The sequence below is a fragment of the Bradyrhizobium ferriligni genome, from assembly GCF_056837965.1.
The window spans coordinates 24,838-40,622 of the sequence record NZ_JBXEJO010000087.1; the positions used below are offsets into that span (position 1 = coordinate 24,838).

At 66.2% G+C, this 15,785-nt stretch carries 8 protein-coding genes; 3 read left to right on the top strand and 5 right to left on the bottom strand.

Going from position 1 to position 15,785, the window contains the following annotated elements:
• The first annotated feature begins 177 nt into the window (after nt 1-177).
• From AC1VNY_RS36560 to AC1VNY_RS36570, 3 genes are read left to right on the top strand one after another with little or no spacing between them, the layout of a single operon-like run.
• Entirely contained in the window at nt 178-1,245 is a 1,068-nt protein-coding gene (locus tag AC1VNY_RS36560; RefSeq protein WP_482408807.1) for an acyl-CoA dehydrogenase family protein, read from the top strand.
• Between the two features lie 30 nt (nt 1,246-1,275).
• The gene (locus AC1VNY_RS36565; protein WP_018269158.1) at nt 1,276-2,436 is read left to right on the top strand and encodes an acyl-CoA dehydrogenase family protein; all 1,161 of its coding nucleotides are present in this window, start codon (nt 1,276-1,278) and stop codon (nt 2,434-2,436) included.
• Between the two features lie 40 nt (nt 2,437-2,476).
• A complete protein-coding gene (locus tag AC1VNY_RS36570) occupies nt 2,477-3,277 on the top strand; it encodes an enoyl-CoA hydratase/isomerase family protein (RefSeq protein WP_028341859.1) in 801 nt (266 codons plus the stop codon).
• A gap of 172 nt (nt 3,278-3,449) precedes the next feature.
• On the opposite strand, the gene AC1VNY_RS36575 is transcribed toward AC1VNY_RS36570, so the two are convergent.
• The 5 genes from AC1VNY_RS36575 to AC1VNY_RS36595 all read right to left on the bottom strand — a co-directional run.
• Nucleotides 3,450-5,564: an acetate--CoA ligase family protein gene (locus AC1VNY_RS36575; RefSeq protein WP_482408808.1), complete on the bottom strand. Its 2,115-nt coding sequence runs from the start codon at nt 5,562-5,564 to the stop codon at nt 3,450-3,452.
• Nucleotides 5,565-5,867: 303 nt separating this feature from the next.
• A complete protein-coding gene (locus AC1VNY_RS36580) occupies nt 5,868-6,623 on the bottom strand; it encodes a VOC family protein (protein WP_482408809.1) in 756 nt (251 codons plus the stop codon).
• A 3-nt stretch (nt 6,624-6,626) separates the two neighbouring features.
• On the bottom strand, nt 6,627-7,421 hold the full coding sequence (locus AC1VNY_RS36585) for an enoyl-CoA hydratase (RefSeq protein WP_028341862.1): 795 nt from the start codon (nt 7,419-7,421) through the stop codon (nt 6,627-6,629).
• A gap of 37 nt (nt 7,422-7,458) precedes the next feature.
• Entirely contained in the window at nt 7,459-8,664 is a 1,206-nt protein-coding gene (locus AC1VNY_RS36590; protein WP_092083161.1) for an ABC transporter substrate-binding protein, read from the bottom strand.
• 158 nt (nt 8,665-8,822) lie between these two features.
• A partial coding sequence (locus tag AC1VNY_RS36595; RefSeq protein ID WP_482408810.1) for an Ig-like domain-containing protein occupies nt 8,823-15,785 on the bottom strand: 6,963 nt, incomplete at its 5' end.

A 15,785-nucleotide genomic window follows, 5' to 3' on the forward strand; every position in this document is an offset into this window, starting at 1 on the left:
CGAAAGTTCACAATGCGGAATTCGTGCAAAGCGTCCGGCTTCATGCCATCCGCGCAAGTGGCCCTGCGGGCAGCGCTTGTCACGGCTATGGCTTTTCCGCATCATTGAGCGCAAGACAACATCGCAAGCGGGGCATGGCCGAACGGCCAGCCCGAGCCAATCAACACGAGGAACGCTGTGGCGGAGAGTGAGAACATCGTCGCCGAGACCGCGGAAAAGATTTTCGCCGATCTCGCGGATGCCCAAACCATCAATCACGACAAGCAGGGCGCATGGAAGGCGCCGCTGTGGCAGGCGCTGACCGAAGCCGGCCTGCCGCTGTCCTGGGTGCCCGACGATCTCGGCGGTTCCGGCGCCAGTCTCGCCGAAGGATTTAGCGTGCTCAGCGTCGCCGGGCGGCATGCGATTGCCGTTCCGCTGGCCGAAACAATGCTGGCCGGCTGGTTGCTGACGCAAGGCAAGATCAACTCTCCGGAAGGCGAGATGACCGTGCTGCCGGCAAGCCCGAAGGACCGTGTGACGCTCAACGCCGACGGCAGCCTCTCCGGCCGTGCCCGCGGCGTACCGTTTGCGAAGGACGCAAAGCATTTCGCGGTGCTGGCTGTTGGCAATGGCGGGGTGTCGATCGCGCTGGTCGACGCCCCCAAGTGCCGGATCGAATCCGGCATCGGGCTTGGCGGCGATCACAACGACACCGTCACGCTCGACAAGGTGCAGCCGGTCACGACCAGGCCGGCGCCGAAGGGTTTTGACCAGACCACGCTGATGCTGATGGGCGGCGTGGTGCGCAGCCTGCAGATCGCCGGCGCGCTGGAAGCGATGCTCGACATCTCCGTGCGCTATTCCAACGAGCGCGTCGCCTTCGAGAAGAAGATCTCGAAATTCCAGGCGGTGCAGCACAACCTCGCCCGGCTCGCCGGCGAAAACGCCGCGGCACTCGCCGCCGCGACCTCGGCAGCGGATACGATCGTGAACGCCAAGTCGCTGGACACTGATGCGGTGTTCCTGGAAGCCGCGGCGGCCAAGATCCGGTGCTCGGAAGCGGCGGAGAAGGGCAGCAGCATCGCGCATCAGGTGCATGGCGCGATCGGCTTTACCATCGAGCACATCCTGCACCGCTATTCGCTGCGGGCGCTGGCCTGGCGCGACGATTTCGGCTCGGAGAGCTACTGGGCGGTCGAGCTCGGCAAGCTGGTCGCCGAGCGTGGCGCCGATGAATTGTGGCCGCTGGTGGCTTCGCGCTGAGATCAGGCAGAAAGATCAGGACTGGACATCATGACTGCAGCCCTTCGTTTCGATCCGATCCGCCTGCCGGAAAAGTGCGAGCAGCTCCGCAAGGAGGTGCGCGCCTTCCTCGCCGAGGAAATCGCCGCCGGCACTTTCGATCCCCACGCGCCGAACCGCGAGGACAATGACGCGCCGGAATTCTCCCGCCGCGTCGGCGCCAAGGGCTGGCTCGGCATGACCTGGCCGAAGAAATATGGCGGCCAGGAACGCTCGTTCCTCGAGCGCTATGTCGTCACCGAGGAGATGCGGGTGGCGAACGCGCCGACCCGGCGCTTCTTCGTCGCCGACCGCCAGAGCGGGCCGGTGCTTCTGAAGTACGCCCCCGAGCACATCAAAATGGACATCCTGCCGCGGATCTGCCGCGGCGAGGTCTGCTTCGCCATCGGAATGAGCGAGCCGAACTCCGGCTCCGACCTGTTCGCGGCAAAGACCCGCGCGACCAAGACCGACGGCGGCTATCTCATCAACGGCACCAAGATCTGGACCTCGTCGGCGCACATCGCCGACTACATGATCGCGATCTTCCGTACCTCGCCGCCGACCAAGGAAAACCGCCGCCACGGCCTGACCCAGTTCCTCGTCAAGATGAAACAGCCGGGCATTCAGGTGAATCCGATCGGCCAGATCACCGGCCAGTTCGAGTTCAACGAAGTCGTGTTCACCGACTACTTCGTGCCCGACGATCACGTGCTGGGTGAGGTCGACGGCGCCTGGAAGCAGGCGACGTCGGAGCTCGCCTATGAGCGTAGTGGTCCCGAGCGCTTCCTCGAGACGTATTACGTGCTCACCGAGCTGGTGCGCGCGGTCGGCAAGAACCCGGACACCCGCAGCGCCGAGGGCATCGGACGCCTGGTGGCGCAGGTCCACACAATGCGCCGCATGTCGGTATCGGTCGCGGGCATGCTGCAGGCCGGCAAGGAGCCGGTGGTCGAAGCTTCCATCGTCAAGGACATCGGCACGGTGTGGGAGCAGCAGCTGCCGCATCGGGTGCGCGATCTCGCCGCGTTCGTCGAGGAGACCGCGACCAACCGCGAAACGCTGGAAAAGCAGCTCGATTTCGCCATCAAGACCGCGCCCAAGCTGACGATCCAGGGCGGCACAACCGAAGTGCTGCGCGGCATCATCGCCCGCGGTTTGGGCCTGCGCTAGCCGCGCGGGCTCGCCTGCGCTAATTCAACGAGGACAGATCATGACCAAGTACACTGATATCGGCGTCGAAACCCACGGCCATGTCGGCCTGATCGAAATCCGAAAACCCCCGCTGAACTTCTTCGACGTCGCGCTGATCAACCAGATCGCCGACGCGCTGGAGGAGTTCGACAACAATATCGAGATTCGCGCCTCGGTGCTGGCGGCGCAAGGCAAGGCGTTCTGCGCCGGCGCCAATTTCGGCGATCCGGCCCGCCAGGAGCAGGAAGAGCGCGCCAAGAGCGATCCGGCTTCCAACCTGCCGATCAACCATCTCTACGTCCAGGCGGTGCGCATCTTCCGCAACAAGAAGCCGATCGTCGCGGCGATCCATGGCGCCGCGATCGGCGGCGGCCTCGGCCTTGCCGTCTCCGCCGACTTCCGCGTCGCCTGCCCCGAGGCACGCTTCTCGGCCAACTTCACCAAGCTCGGCTTCCATCCGGGCTTCGGCCTGACCGCAACGCTGCCGGAGCTGATCGGCAAGAACAATGCCGAGCTGATGTTCTACACCAGCCGCCGCGTCACCGGCGAAGAGGCCTATCGCTGGGGACTCGCCAACGTGCTGGTGCCGCAGGACCAGGTGCGCGCCGAAGCGATGAAGCTCGCGCAGGAGATCGCCGAATGCTCGCCGCTCGGCCTGGTCTCGACCCGCGCCACCATGCGCGCCGGCCTCGCCGACCGCGTGCTCGCCGCGACCAACCATGAGCTCGCCGAGCAGACCAAGCTGCGCGCGACCGAAGACTTCAAGGAAGGCGTCAAGGCGACGGCCGAACGTCGCGTCGCCAACTTCAAGGGGCGGTGAGGCCTTTCTCTCTCAACGGCCGTTCTCTCTCAACCTGGTCGTCCCTGCGAAAGCAGGGACCATACGCCGCGGCCAGCGGAAAGGGCACAAGCGGCGTTACCTTGCTCCGCCAACACCATTCGGTGGTTATGGGTCCCTGCTTTCGCAGGGACGACGGTGGGGAGATAGTACGCTAACCCCTCGGCACCACCAGCGCGTCGACGATCGTCACGCCCTGCCCCTCCGGGTGCACCAGCACCGGATTGACCTCGATCTCGGCGATCTCGCTTCGGTGCTGCGCCGCCAGCACCGAAATCTGCGAGATCAACCGCGCCAGTGCTGTGACATCCGCCTTCGGCGCGCCGCGGAAGCCGTGCAGCAGCGGCGCGGCCTTCAGCATCTCCAGCATCGTGCTCGCTTCAGCCACGCTCACCGGCGCGGGGCGATAGACCACGTACTTGAACAGTTCGGTGGTGATGCCGCCGAGCCCCACCATCACCATCGGCCCGAAGGTCGCATCCGTCATGGTGCCGATGATGATCTCGACGCCTCGCCTCGCCATCGGCCCGACCAGCACGCCCTGGATTTCAGCGCCCGGCCGCTGCTTCTGCACCGTCTCCAGCATGTCGCGATAGGCCGTGAACGCCGCGCCCTTGGCGGCGATGTTGACGCGGACGCCGCCGACCTCGCTCTTGTGCGCGATCGCGGGCGACTGGATCTTCATGACAAGGGGAAATCCGGTCCGCTCGATCGCGGCGTCGAGCCCGTCGCGATCCGTCACCAGCACCTCGTCGGGCAACGCGATCCCGGCCGCGCGCAATAGTGCCTTGCTGTCATATTCCGACAAGGTCTTCGACGTGAGATGCATGGAGAGATCGTGCGCCGGCGACGCTGATGCCACGATCTCCGGCGCGGGCCTGAAGGCGGCATAGTCGGCCAGCCGCCGCATCGCGACGCCGACATGGGTCAGCCCCGACAGCACCACCACGCCCGACTTGGCAAGCTCCTGCCGCGCGAATTGCGACGGCAGCGTGTAGGAGTAGAACACCACCGGCTTGTGCTGCGCGGCGATCACCGGCTTCAGCTCGGCTTCCTTGAACGGCATACGCGTCTCGCTCGACAGCGACAGCACGACCAGCGTCGCGTCCACTTCATCAGACGTGTCGAACAGCTCGATGCTCTTCTGCAGTCCGCCGGAGGAAACGCCCTGCGCGGTGACGTCGACCGGATTTCCGGCCGCGCCATAGGACGGCATCCATTGCTTGATCTGGCTCTGGATCGCGGCCGAAAGCTCCGGCACGCGGAGGCCCTGCATCGAGACGGTATCGGCGCCCCAGATGCCGGCGCCGCCGGACACCGTCAGCACCGCGACGCGATCGCCCTTCGGCAGCGGATTGGTGGTCAACACGGCGGCAATCGTCACGGCCTCGTCGAGATCGTTGGAGACGATGAAGCCGTATTTCGCGAACACCGCATCATAGGCCGCCGACCAGCCCGCCATGCTCGCGGTGTGCGAGGCCGCCGCGCGCTCGCCGGCGCCGGAGCGGCCCACTTTAGTTACGATCACGGGCTTCCTGAGCTCTGCCGCGTGCTTGGCCGCCACCAGGAACTTGTCGACGTCGCGGATACCCTCGATGAACAGCAGGATCACGTCGGTCGAGGCATCCTGCACCATGTAGTCGAGGAACTCGCCGGCGCCGAGATCGCTCTCATTGCCGGCGCTGACGACATAGCTGAGCGCAACCCCGAGCGCCTTGGCGCGATGATAGATCGCAAAGCCGATGCCGCCGCTCTGCGCGACAATGCCGATGCGCCGCTTGCCGGCGACCAGATCGGGTGCCTCCGGCTTGACGTCGACGGTCGGGCTGAAGGTCGCGGCGACCTTCTGCGCCTGGCTGTAAAACCCTTCCGCGTTGGGCCCACTGATCCGCATCCCGGTCCGCTTCGCCAGCGCCACGATCGCGTCCTGCATGTCAGCGCTGTCGCCGCCCTCTTCGGCAAAGCCGGACGAGATGATGACCGCATTCTTCACACCGGCGGCCGCGCACTGCTCCAGCGCCGGCAGCACCGCACGGGCGGGAATGACGATAACGGCAAGATCGATCGGCGCGCCGATCTCGGCGACCGACTTGAAGCATTTCAGCCCGTCGATCTCGTTATAGTTCGGATTGATCGGATAGAGCGCGCCGGGATAGCCGTTCTTGCGCAGCATCGCGAGCAGCCGCCCGGGAATCTTCTCGTGATCGCGCGAGGCGCCTATCAGCGCGATGCTTTTTGGGGCGAAGAAGGTATCGAGCGGATGCGGCATGGGGCGTGTTCCATTGTTGTTCTTGCGCTCGACGATATTGAATCGTCGCCGCTAGCTCAACCGCCCTTCCCGTCATCCCCGCGCAAAGTCGAAGCCTTTGTCGCTGGAGGTGCGAGCGGAGCGAGCCTCGAAGGATGGACGGCCACCAGCCGGGCCGTGCATCCTTCGAGACGCGCTGCGCGCTCCTCAGGATGACGGGAAAAAAAGACACGTAGCCCGGATGCAGCGCAGCGCAATCCGGGAACGCTCCATCCGCGAAGAGCGCGGTCCCGGATTTCGCTTCGCTGCATCCGGGCTACGAAATCACGCCGTCAGCTTGAACGTCACGCCGCAGAGCTGGAACTCATCGCCCTTCACCGCACAGCTTCTCGCCTTCGCCGCTTCCAGCACCTTCGCCTTGTCGGCGACCTTGAACGTCAAGCCGCTCATGATCTCGCTGTCGCCCTTGACGAAGCGGAAGGTGCTGTTCGGCAGCTTCACCACGGTACCATCGGCGGGAATGCCGATGATCGTGCCCCAATGCGCAGCCAACCCCTCAGGCTCTGGGCTCTGCATCTCCACTTCAGTCAGCGCCAAGGTCGTGTCCTTGCGGATCGACTTCTGCCAGTCCGGGCCGGCCGGCGGGTACGGTCCCAGGATGTCGTCGCTGCCGTCGGTGTGGTTGAACTCGATGAAGGCAGCGCGGCAGTCGCGCGGGTGCAGTTGCACGCCGTGATACGGCGCGTGCGCGATCACGTTGGCGGTGCGCACGCCGATCGCGTTGGCCCTGGCGCCGCGCGCGTCGGGATCCTCGCAAGTGAAGATCGCCATATAGCCGCCGCGGCCGCCGGTCTTCTCGATGAAGCGGCCGGCCGCCGTGCCCGGCCCCGGCTGGAACGGCGCCACGACTTCGAGCAGGATTGTATCGACCGGCAGCAGCGCATTCTCGAGGCCGTATTTCGCGACATTGCCGTCGCGATAGCAGACATCGAGGCCCATGATCGCGGAGATGTCCGCGATGACAGGCGCAAGCTGCGGCGCCACCAGGCAGATCTGCCGCAGCCGCATGTACTCGGCCATGGTCTACTGCCCCTGGAAGGTGGGCTTGCGCTTCTCGACGAAGGCCTTGGCCGCTTCCTTGTGGTCGGTGGTCTCGCCGGCACGCGTGTGGTGGATCGCCTCGCCGTCGAAGCAGGCTTCCAGCGTCATGGTCTCGGCATTGTTGATGTTGCGCTTGATGTAGCCGAGCGCCACCGACGGGCCCTGTGCCAGCGAACGCGCCAGTTCCAGCGCCTCGGCCTCGACATCGGCATCGGGCACCACCTTGGAGACCATGCCGAGGTTGTAGGCTTCCTGCGCCGACAGCACCGGCGACATCATGTAGAGCTCGCGCGCCTTGGCGCTGCCGAGCATCTTGGTCAGGAAATAGGTGCCGCCGTAATCGCCCGAGAAGCCGACCTTGGCGAAGGCGGTGGTGATCTTGCAGGAGGCGCTGGCAACGCGGAGGTCGCAGGACAGCGCGATCGAGAGGCCGGCGCCGGCCGCCGCGCCGTCGAGCTGCGCCACCACCGGCTTCGGCATCTGGTGCAGGATGCGCGAGACCTCCATGCCGCGGCGCAGATTGGCCATCTTGGCCTCGAACGGCAGCGGTGCGCGGCCTTCCGCCATCGACTTGACGTCGCCGCCGACGCAGAAGGTGCCGCCGGCGCCCCGGATCAGCACGGCGCGCACCTCGGTATCGTCCTGCGCGCGCCGCGCCGCCTCGACGAGGCCGCGCGTCATGTCGGGATTGAGCGCGTTGCGCCGATCGGGGCGGTTCATTGTGATGGTGAGCAGGCCCTTGTCGAGGGATTGGAGGACCATCTGATTATCGCTCATGGCGTTTTGCCTTTCGTTGTTGTTGGTTGTCGCAGCGTTATTTCTTCACCAGCGGGCAGCGCGACTCCGACAGCGGCTGGAAGGCCTGATCGCCCGGTACGGTCGCCACCAGCTTGTAGTCGTCCCAGCGGCCCTTCGATTCCGACGGCTTCTTGACCTCGAACAAATACATGTCGTGCACCATGCGGCCGTCCTCGCGGATCTTGCCGTTCTTGGTGAACATGTCGTTGATCGGGGTCTCCTTCATCACCTTCATGACGGCGGCCGCATCGGTGGTGCCGGCGGCCTTCACTGCCTTGAGATAGTGCGTCACCGAGGAATAGACGCCGGCCTGTGCCGAAGTCGGCACCCGCTTGGTGCGCTCCATGAAGCGCTTCGTGAAGGCGCGGCTGTCGTCGTTGAGATCCCAGTAGAAGGCTTCCGCCAGCAACAGGCCCTGCGCGGTATCGAGCCCGACGCTGTCGATGTCGGTGACGAAGGCCAATAGCGGCGACAGTTTCTGACCGCTCTTGGTGAGGCCGAATTCCGCCGCCTGCTTGATCGCGTTGATGGTGTCGCCGCCGGCATTGGCAAGGCCGATCACCTTGGCCTTGGAGGCCTGCGCCTGCAGCAGGAAGGACGAGAAATCCGAGGTGTTGATCGGATGCCGCACGCTGCCGAGCACCTTGCCGCCCGACTTCACCACGACATTGCTGGTATCCTTTTCCAGGTCCTGGCCGAACGCGTAGTCCGCGGTGAGGAAGAACCAGGTATCGAGACCGGATTTCACCGCGGCAAGGCCGGTCACATTGGCCTGCGCGAAGGTGTCGAACACGTAGTGCACGGTATAGGGGCCGCAGGCCTCGTTGGACAGGCGGATCGAACCCGGACCGTTGAACATGATGATCTTGTTGCGCGCCTTGGCGATCTCGGCAGCGGCGAGCGCGGTCGCGGATGCCGCGACGTCGAAGATCATCTCGACGCCCTGATTGTCGATCATGTCGCGGGCGATGTTGGCGGAGAGGTCTGCCTTGTTGAGGTGGTCGCCGACCACGATCTCGACCTTGCGGCCGAGCACCTCGCCGCCGAAATCCTCCACCGCCATCTTGGCGGCGGTTTCGCTGCCCGAGCCGGTGATGTCGGCATAGAGGCTCGACATATCGAGGATGCCGCCGAGCTTCAGCGGAGGCTTGTCCTGCGCCAGCGACGCATTCGCCGAGATCGCAAACGCACAGGCCAACACGCCGGCCAAAACTCGTCTCATTCAAATCCTCCCTTGCAGCGCGGACCTCGTTCCGTCAGGTCCGTTTCGAGGGCCGGATCATGCCGCATGGCCTGTACTGCAGCAAGCCGCAGCGGCAGCAATCTGTTTTCCGCTAAGCGGAATGAGACGCCGCGCCGGAGCTTCCAGCCGCGCTGCGATCAGAGATGAAAGTCGGGAACGGTCTGATGGGGCGTTCCCGCCGGCAGGCCGAGGAACAGGTACTGCGTGCCATAATGTCCGGCGAACGCCGATGCCGTTGCATCCATGATGATGCGGCCGCCCAGATCCAGATGCAATTCCGGCCGGGTAATGGCGCCGAGCGTGTAGGCCGGCACGATGGTCTCGTTGATGTGCAGGGCGTCGAAGACGGCGGACACCGCCGAAAGCGAGGCTGCATTGCCGGCCAGGTCGACGACATCGGCGCCATTGGCGGCGAAGCCGGTCACAGCCAGCGAGCCGGCGCGATCGGTCGACGACACGATGTGATCGAACACCAGCTTCGAGGAATCGCCGAGCAGCGCCGTTGCCGCGGCGTCGTAGATTGCGGTGCCGCCATCGTTCAGCGTCAGGCTCGGCGTGCCGCCATTGACGTGAACCGCCTCGTTGAAGCCGACCGTCAGTTGCACCAGCGAACCCGGCGTCGCGACGCCGCCGGAGGGCGTCGCCGTGATTCCAGTGAGATGAGGCGCCGTGGTGTCGAGCGTGAAGGTCAGGCTCGACGACGCGCCGACATTGCCGGCGGCGTCGACCTCCTGCACCGTCACGGAGTGCACGCCGTCGGTCGTAAAGACCGGCGCCGTCGTCGAGAAGCCCGACGCGCCGTCGGCCTTGTAGCGCAGCGTGTCGGCCGCATCGAACTTGGTGTAATCGATCAACGGATTGCTGGTGATGTGGTCGGTGCTGGAGACGCCGGTGTCCCGGTGCAGCATTAGTGTCGGCGCCGATGGCGCCTTGGTGTCGCCGGTGAAGCCGATCGCGTTGCTTGCTCCGCCGGCATTGCCGGCGATGTCGGTGTAGCTCGCCCCGGCAACCGAAAGATCGGCCGACAGGTGGTCGGTTACATCGGCCGTGAAGGTCGCGGTGTAGATATCGTGGCCTGCGCCGTTGATGCCGACATGGACGAGGCTACCCAGCAGGCCGCCATGGACGGTGACGTCGCCAAGCCCGAAGCCTGCGACCGCCTCGGAGAAGGTGAACGTCATCAGCGCGGCGTCGCCGGCGTGCAGCAGGGTGTGATCGGCCACCACCGATACCGTCGGCGGATGCGTGTCGCCGCCGATCGTCGCGGTATTGCTTGCCGCGCCGGTATTGCCTGATACGTCGGCATAGCTCGCGGCGGTGACCCGGATCGAGCCCGCCACGACGTCGTTGATATCTGGCGCGAAGGTCGCGGTGTAGACGTCCTGCCCCGACATGTTGAGCCCGACATGGACCAGATTGGTCACCGTGCCGCCGGCGACGACGGTATCGCTGAGCGCAAAGCCCGCGACCTGCTCGGAGAAGGTGAAGGTGACAACCGAAGTCTGGCCCGAAAGCACCGTGCTCGGGCTCGCGGCAACCGACACCGTCGGCGCCTTGGTATCGCCGGTGAAATTGATCGTGCCGCTCGCCGCACCGGTATTGCCGGCAATATCCGCATAGCTCGCGGCGGTGACCTGCACCGAGCCCGCTTCAGTGTTGCTTTCATCCGGCGTGAAAATTGCCGTGTAGACGTCCTGGCCCGATGCATTGACGCCGACATGGACCAGATTGCCCAACGCCCCGCCATGCACCGTGACGTCACCGAGCGCGAAGCTCGCAATTTGTTCGGAGAAAGTGAACGTCACCAGCGCGGTCTGACCCGCCAGCAGCGCGTTACGGTCAGCCGCGATCGACACCGTCGGCGCCAGCGTATCGCCGCCGATCGGGGCGGTGTTGCTTGCCGCGCCGGCATTGCCGGCCACATCGCTGTAACCGGACGCATTCACCTTCACCGAGCCGGTCTCGGTGTCGCTGACATCGGGCGTGAAGGTCGCGGTGTAGACGTCCTGCCCAGCGCCGTTGAGCCCGACATGCACGAGATTGCTCAGCGCGCCGCCATGGACGGTGATGTCGCCAAGGGCGAAGCCCGACACGGCCTCCGAGAAGGTGAAGGTCGCGACCGAGAGGTCGCCGGCCAGCACCATGTCGGGATTGAGCGTGACGGAGACCGTCGGCGCCTGCGTGTCACCGGTGAAGTTGATGACGTTGCTGGCGGCGCCAGCGTTGCCGGCCGTATCGCTGTAACTCGATGCGTTGACCTGCACCGAGCCTGCCTCGGCGTTGGTCACGTCGGGCGTGAAGCTGGCGGTGTAGATGTCCTGGCCGGCGCCGTCGACGCCGACATGGACAAGGCTGCCCAGCACGCCGCCGCTGACGCTGACGTCGCCGAGCGCGAAGCCCGCGACGGCCTCGGAGAAGGTGAAGGTCACGACCGCGGTCTGACCGGCGAGCAGCGTGCCATGGTCAGCTGAAACCGACACGGTCGGCGCCTTGGTGTCGCCGCTGAAGCTGATCGTGTTGCTCGACGAGCCGGAATTGCCGGCCGTATCGCTATAGCTCGATGCATTGACCTGCACCGAGCCTGCCTCGGTGTTGGTCACATCGGGCGTGAAGGTCGCGGTGTAGACGTCGTGGCCGGCGCCATCGACGCCGACATGGGTGAGATTGTCCAGCGTACCGCCCTGGACGGTGACATCACCCAATCCAAAGCCGCTGACGGCCTCGGAGAAGGTGAACGTGACAACCGCGCTATCGCCGGCAGTCAGCGTGGTGTGATCGGCTGCAACCGCCACCGTCGGCGCCTTGGTATCGCCGGTGAAAGTGATCGCGTTGCTTGCCGCGCCGGCGTTTCCGGCGCTGTCGGTATAACTCGATGCGTTGACTTGCACCGAGCCTGCCTCGGTGTTGGTCACATCGGGTGTGAAGGTTGCCGTGTAGATGTCCTGGTGCGCGGCGTTGACGCCGACATGCGCGAGGTTGCTGAGCGCGCCGCCGCTCACCGTCGTGTCCATCAGCGCGAAGCCAGTGACCGCCTCGGAGAAGGTGAAGGTGACGGTCGAGGTCTGCCCGGCCAGCAGCGCGGTCGAGCTCGCCGCGACCGACACGGTCGGCGCGATCGCGTCGATCACGAGATGCAAATCGATCGCCGCGTGGGTCACGTCGGCGTCCTGGCCGCCGGGATCCCTGATCGTGCCGCCATTGAGCGAGAGGCTCTGCACCTGTAGATCAGACGTGCTGTCGCCGTCCTGCACCGTGTAGCTGAACACCAGCGCCTGCGAGCCGCTGCCGCTGAGATAGGTCGCGGCCTTGCCGTCGTTGAGCAGCAGTTCGGGCGTGCCGGTCACGCTCACCGTGTTGCTGAAGTTGACGGTGATGGTCACGACCTTGCCGGCGTTCAGGATCGTGAGGTGATCGGTGGTGTCAGCCGTGACCGAGGCGATGCTTGCCTGCGACCGGATTTCCAGATGCGGCGTCGCCGAGCCATCGGAACCAAGAAGCAGCGAGCCGGCCGAGGCGCCGGTGCCAAAACTCAGGTTCAGCGAGGCGAGCGTCGTGCCGCTGCCGCTCTTCACCAGCAACACGCCGTTCGCATAGGACAGCGTTGCCGCGGCGTCATAGCCGATGTTGCCGAAGTCGATGGTGTCGCCGCCGGCAAAGCCGGTGATCGACGTGCTGAACGAGGAGCCGGAGAATGCCGCGGCATCGAGCACGAGTTTTTCGGTGCTGCCGTCGGTGAAGGCGACCGCGCCGGTTCCCGCCGCGCCGTTCGCCGCCAGCTCGAGGATCGAGCCCTTGATGACGGTACCGCCCGAATAGGTGTTGTGCGCGGACAGCACCAGCCGGCCGCCGCCGGTTACCTCGACATCGCCTGGCGTCGCGCCATCGGAGATGACGCCGCTCTGGGTGACGGTCTCGCCGGCCGCGACATTGAAGACCGGATCGCCGGCGACGGTAATGTTGCGGGTCTGCGTGAAACCGTCGGTGAAGCTGATGCCGGTACCGTCGCCGAGCTTCAGCACGTTGGTGACCGCGCCGAGATTGACGTTGGCGGAGATCGACACCCGGGTGCCGGCGCCGCTGACCGTGGTGTTGCCGGTGTAGGTGTTGTTGCCGCCGAGGACGACGGTGCCGCCGCCGCTGATCGCAAGCCCGCCGACGCCCGCATTGGCACCGGTGCCGCCATTGCCGCTCTGGTCCGCGATGTCGTTGGCGACAGTCAGCGTCTGGCCGCTGCCGGGCGCGAAGCTGAGATCGTTGTTGCCCTGGATGAAAATGCCGGAGCCGAAACCCGAGCCGCTGGCCTGGCCGATGCCGTTGGTGCCGCCCTTGACGGCGCTGAAGCCGGAATCATTCGACAGCGAGCCGCTCTTAATGGTCAGCGAACCGCCTTGCTGGACGAAAACGTCGCCGCCCGCGCCAAGGCCGCCACCGCCGCCCGGCGCGCCGTTGCCATTGGTGCCGCCATTGCCGCCGCCGAAGCCGCCGACACCGCCGATGCCACCGCCGCCACCGAAGCCACCGTCGCCATTGTAGCCGCCGCCACCACCGAAGCCGCCGTTGCCGCCATCGCCGCCGCCGCCGCCGAAGCCGCCATTGCCGCCATCAGCCCCGTTGCCGCCGCCGACACCGCCACCCGGACCGTAGGGTGCGCGGACGCCGCTGCCGATCCACCCAGCCGCGCCGCCGCCTCCACCGTTGGCGCCGCCTGCTCCGCCATACCAGTAAAGCTCGGTCCCGCCCCCGATCGAGACCAGGTAACCGTCGCTCCCTTTGCCGCCCCCAGCGGTGTTGGGGATAATGCCGGGCGAACCGCTTCTAAAGAGATCACTGTCCGCGCCCTGAGCGCCGAGGCCGATCCCCCCGCCGCCGCTACTTCCGCCGCGTCCGCCCATCCCGCCGCCGCCGCCGTAGCCGTAGCCGGAGCTGATACTGCCAGTGCCGCCGGCACCGCCGTTGCCGCCGATCGCCGCGCTATTGTGGAAGGTGACATTGTCGATCGTGGCGCTGCCGTTCGACGAGATGAACAGCGCGCCGCCGAGCCCGGCGCCACCGCCGCCACCGCCGCGGACGACGCCGCCGCCGGCGGCCACCGTGTTCTGGATGGTCAGGTTCTCGAGATTGACGCTACCCGTATAGACGAAGAAGCCACGCTGGGCGTTGAGACCGTCGATCGTATGCGTGCCGCCGTGGCCGTCGCTGCCGTTGATCGTGACGCTCGATCCGCTCAAGAGATTGAGCGCGTACAGCTCCGACGTCAGGCTGAAGTTCGCCGTGATGTTGATTGTGTAGTTGGCATTCGGCGCGGCGTTCTGCCCGCCGGAATCCATCTGCAGGATGGCCGCGTTGAGCTCGGCGACGTTGGAGACATTGAAGACGCGCGTCGAGACGACCTGCACGATCGTTCCGCCGTTGGCATCCTGCGAGAGCTGAAAACTGGTCCCGGCGCCGACGCCGGCAAGGGTCAGCGTATCGGTCGTGGTGCCGTTCGAGATCGAGAGCGTGTTGCCGGACAGGCTGACCGTGTTGAGCGACGGATTCTGGGTGTTGTACTGCAGCCCGGTCAGGTCGATGAACTGTCCGGGATTGAAGTTCGCGATCGTGTTGGTGAACGCATTGCCGCTCAGGGCGGCGTTGTCGATCTTCAGCGTGCCGGCGATGCCGGTCGTGAACGAGATGTTGCCGGTTCCGGCGGCGCCGGCCGCGGTGAGCCACACCGTGCCCGAATAGATCGTCGTGCTGCCGTAGTTATTGGCGGCATGGCCAAGCACGAGCGTACCGCCGCCGTCGAGGCCGAGATTGCCGCTGCCGGTGACGAGGGCCGTGTCGGAGACGGTCTTGCCGTTCGCGATCGACAGGATCGAATTGCCGCTGACCGAGAGCGTGTCGTCGAAAGTGCCGCTCGATGTCAGCGACAGATGCGCGCTGCTCAGACCGAACGTCCCGGTCAGCCCGGCGAGCTGTCCCATCCCGAGCTGCAACGTGCCGGCGCCGGACAGCATGAACGTACCGGAGCCGCTGATCGAGCCGGAGTCCGTGATCGTGCCGGACGAGATGTCGAAGGTGCCGCCATTGGCGGTGAGCTGAATGTCGTGCGTAAAAGTGTAGCCGCCGGTCGTGGTCAGTGTGCCGCCATTGAGGATCAGCGTGCCGGCCGAGCCACCGATGTTGTTGTCGGCCGTGATCGAGAGGGTATTGCCACTGTCGATCTGGGTGCCGCCGACATAGCTGCTCGCACCGGTCAGCGTCAGCGTGCCGCCGCCGGAGACGACGAGCCTGCCGGTCGTGCCGCTGCCGCTGATGCCACGTTCGTCAGCGATCGTGTCAGCGATCGTGAGCGTCGTGGATATCGTCGGCCCGCCGGCGAAGGGGGAGGAGATGGTATGCGTCGGCGTGACGACCATCGTGCCCTGGATGAAGATGTCGCCATAGGCGGAGCCGTTGCCCGCACCATTGGCGCCGGCGCCGCCGGTCTCGGTCGCATCCATCAAGGTACCGCCGATCACGGTCAGCGTGCCGCCTTGCTGAACGAAGATGTCGCCGCCGGCACCTAAGCCGCCGCCACCGCCGCCGGCGAGCGAGCCGCTGCCCGCGCCGAACCCGCCGGTGCCGGGCGTGCCGCTCGAACCGCCGCCACCGCCGCCGAAGCCGCCATTGCCGCCGGTGTGCGCGTATCCGCTGCCGTTGCCGGAGCCGCCGCCACCGCCGGCGAAACCACCATTGCCGCCGCCATAAATGCCGCCGCCGCCACCGCCGCCCATGCCGCCGGCGCCGCCATAGCCGATGACGTTGCCCGAAGCGCCGCCGCCGACCGAATTGGCGCCACCGATGCCGCCGCCGCCGCCACCGACACCGCCGCCACCACCGCCGCCGCTCGCGCCACCGCCGGCATGTGCGCCGTAGCCTGAGCCGCCGTAATTGTCGGCGCCCTGTCCGCCGCCCGCCGCACCTTCGATCGTCGCCGGTGTGCCGCCCGCGGTCTGCGCCCCGGTCGAGGGATGCTGGGTGTCGGAGCCCGCCTCGCTGTAACCGCTGCCGCCATTGCCGTGGTAGCCGTAATAGTCCTGGCCGCCGAAGCCGCCGCCACCACCGCCGCCGCCGTT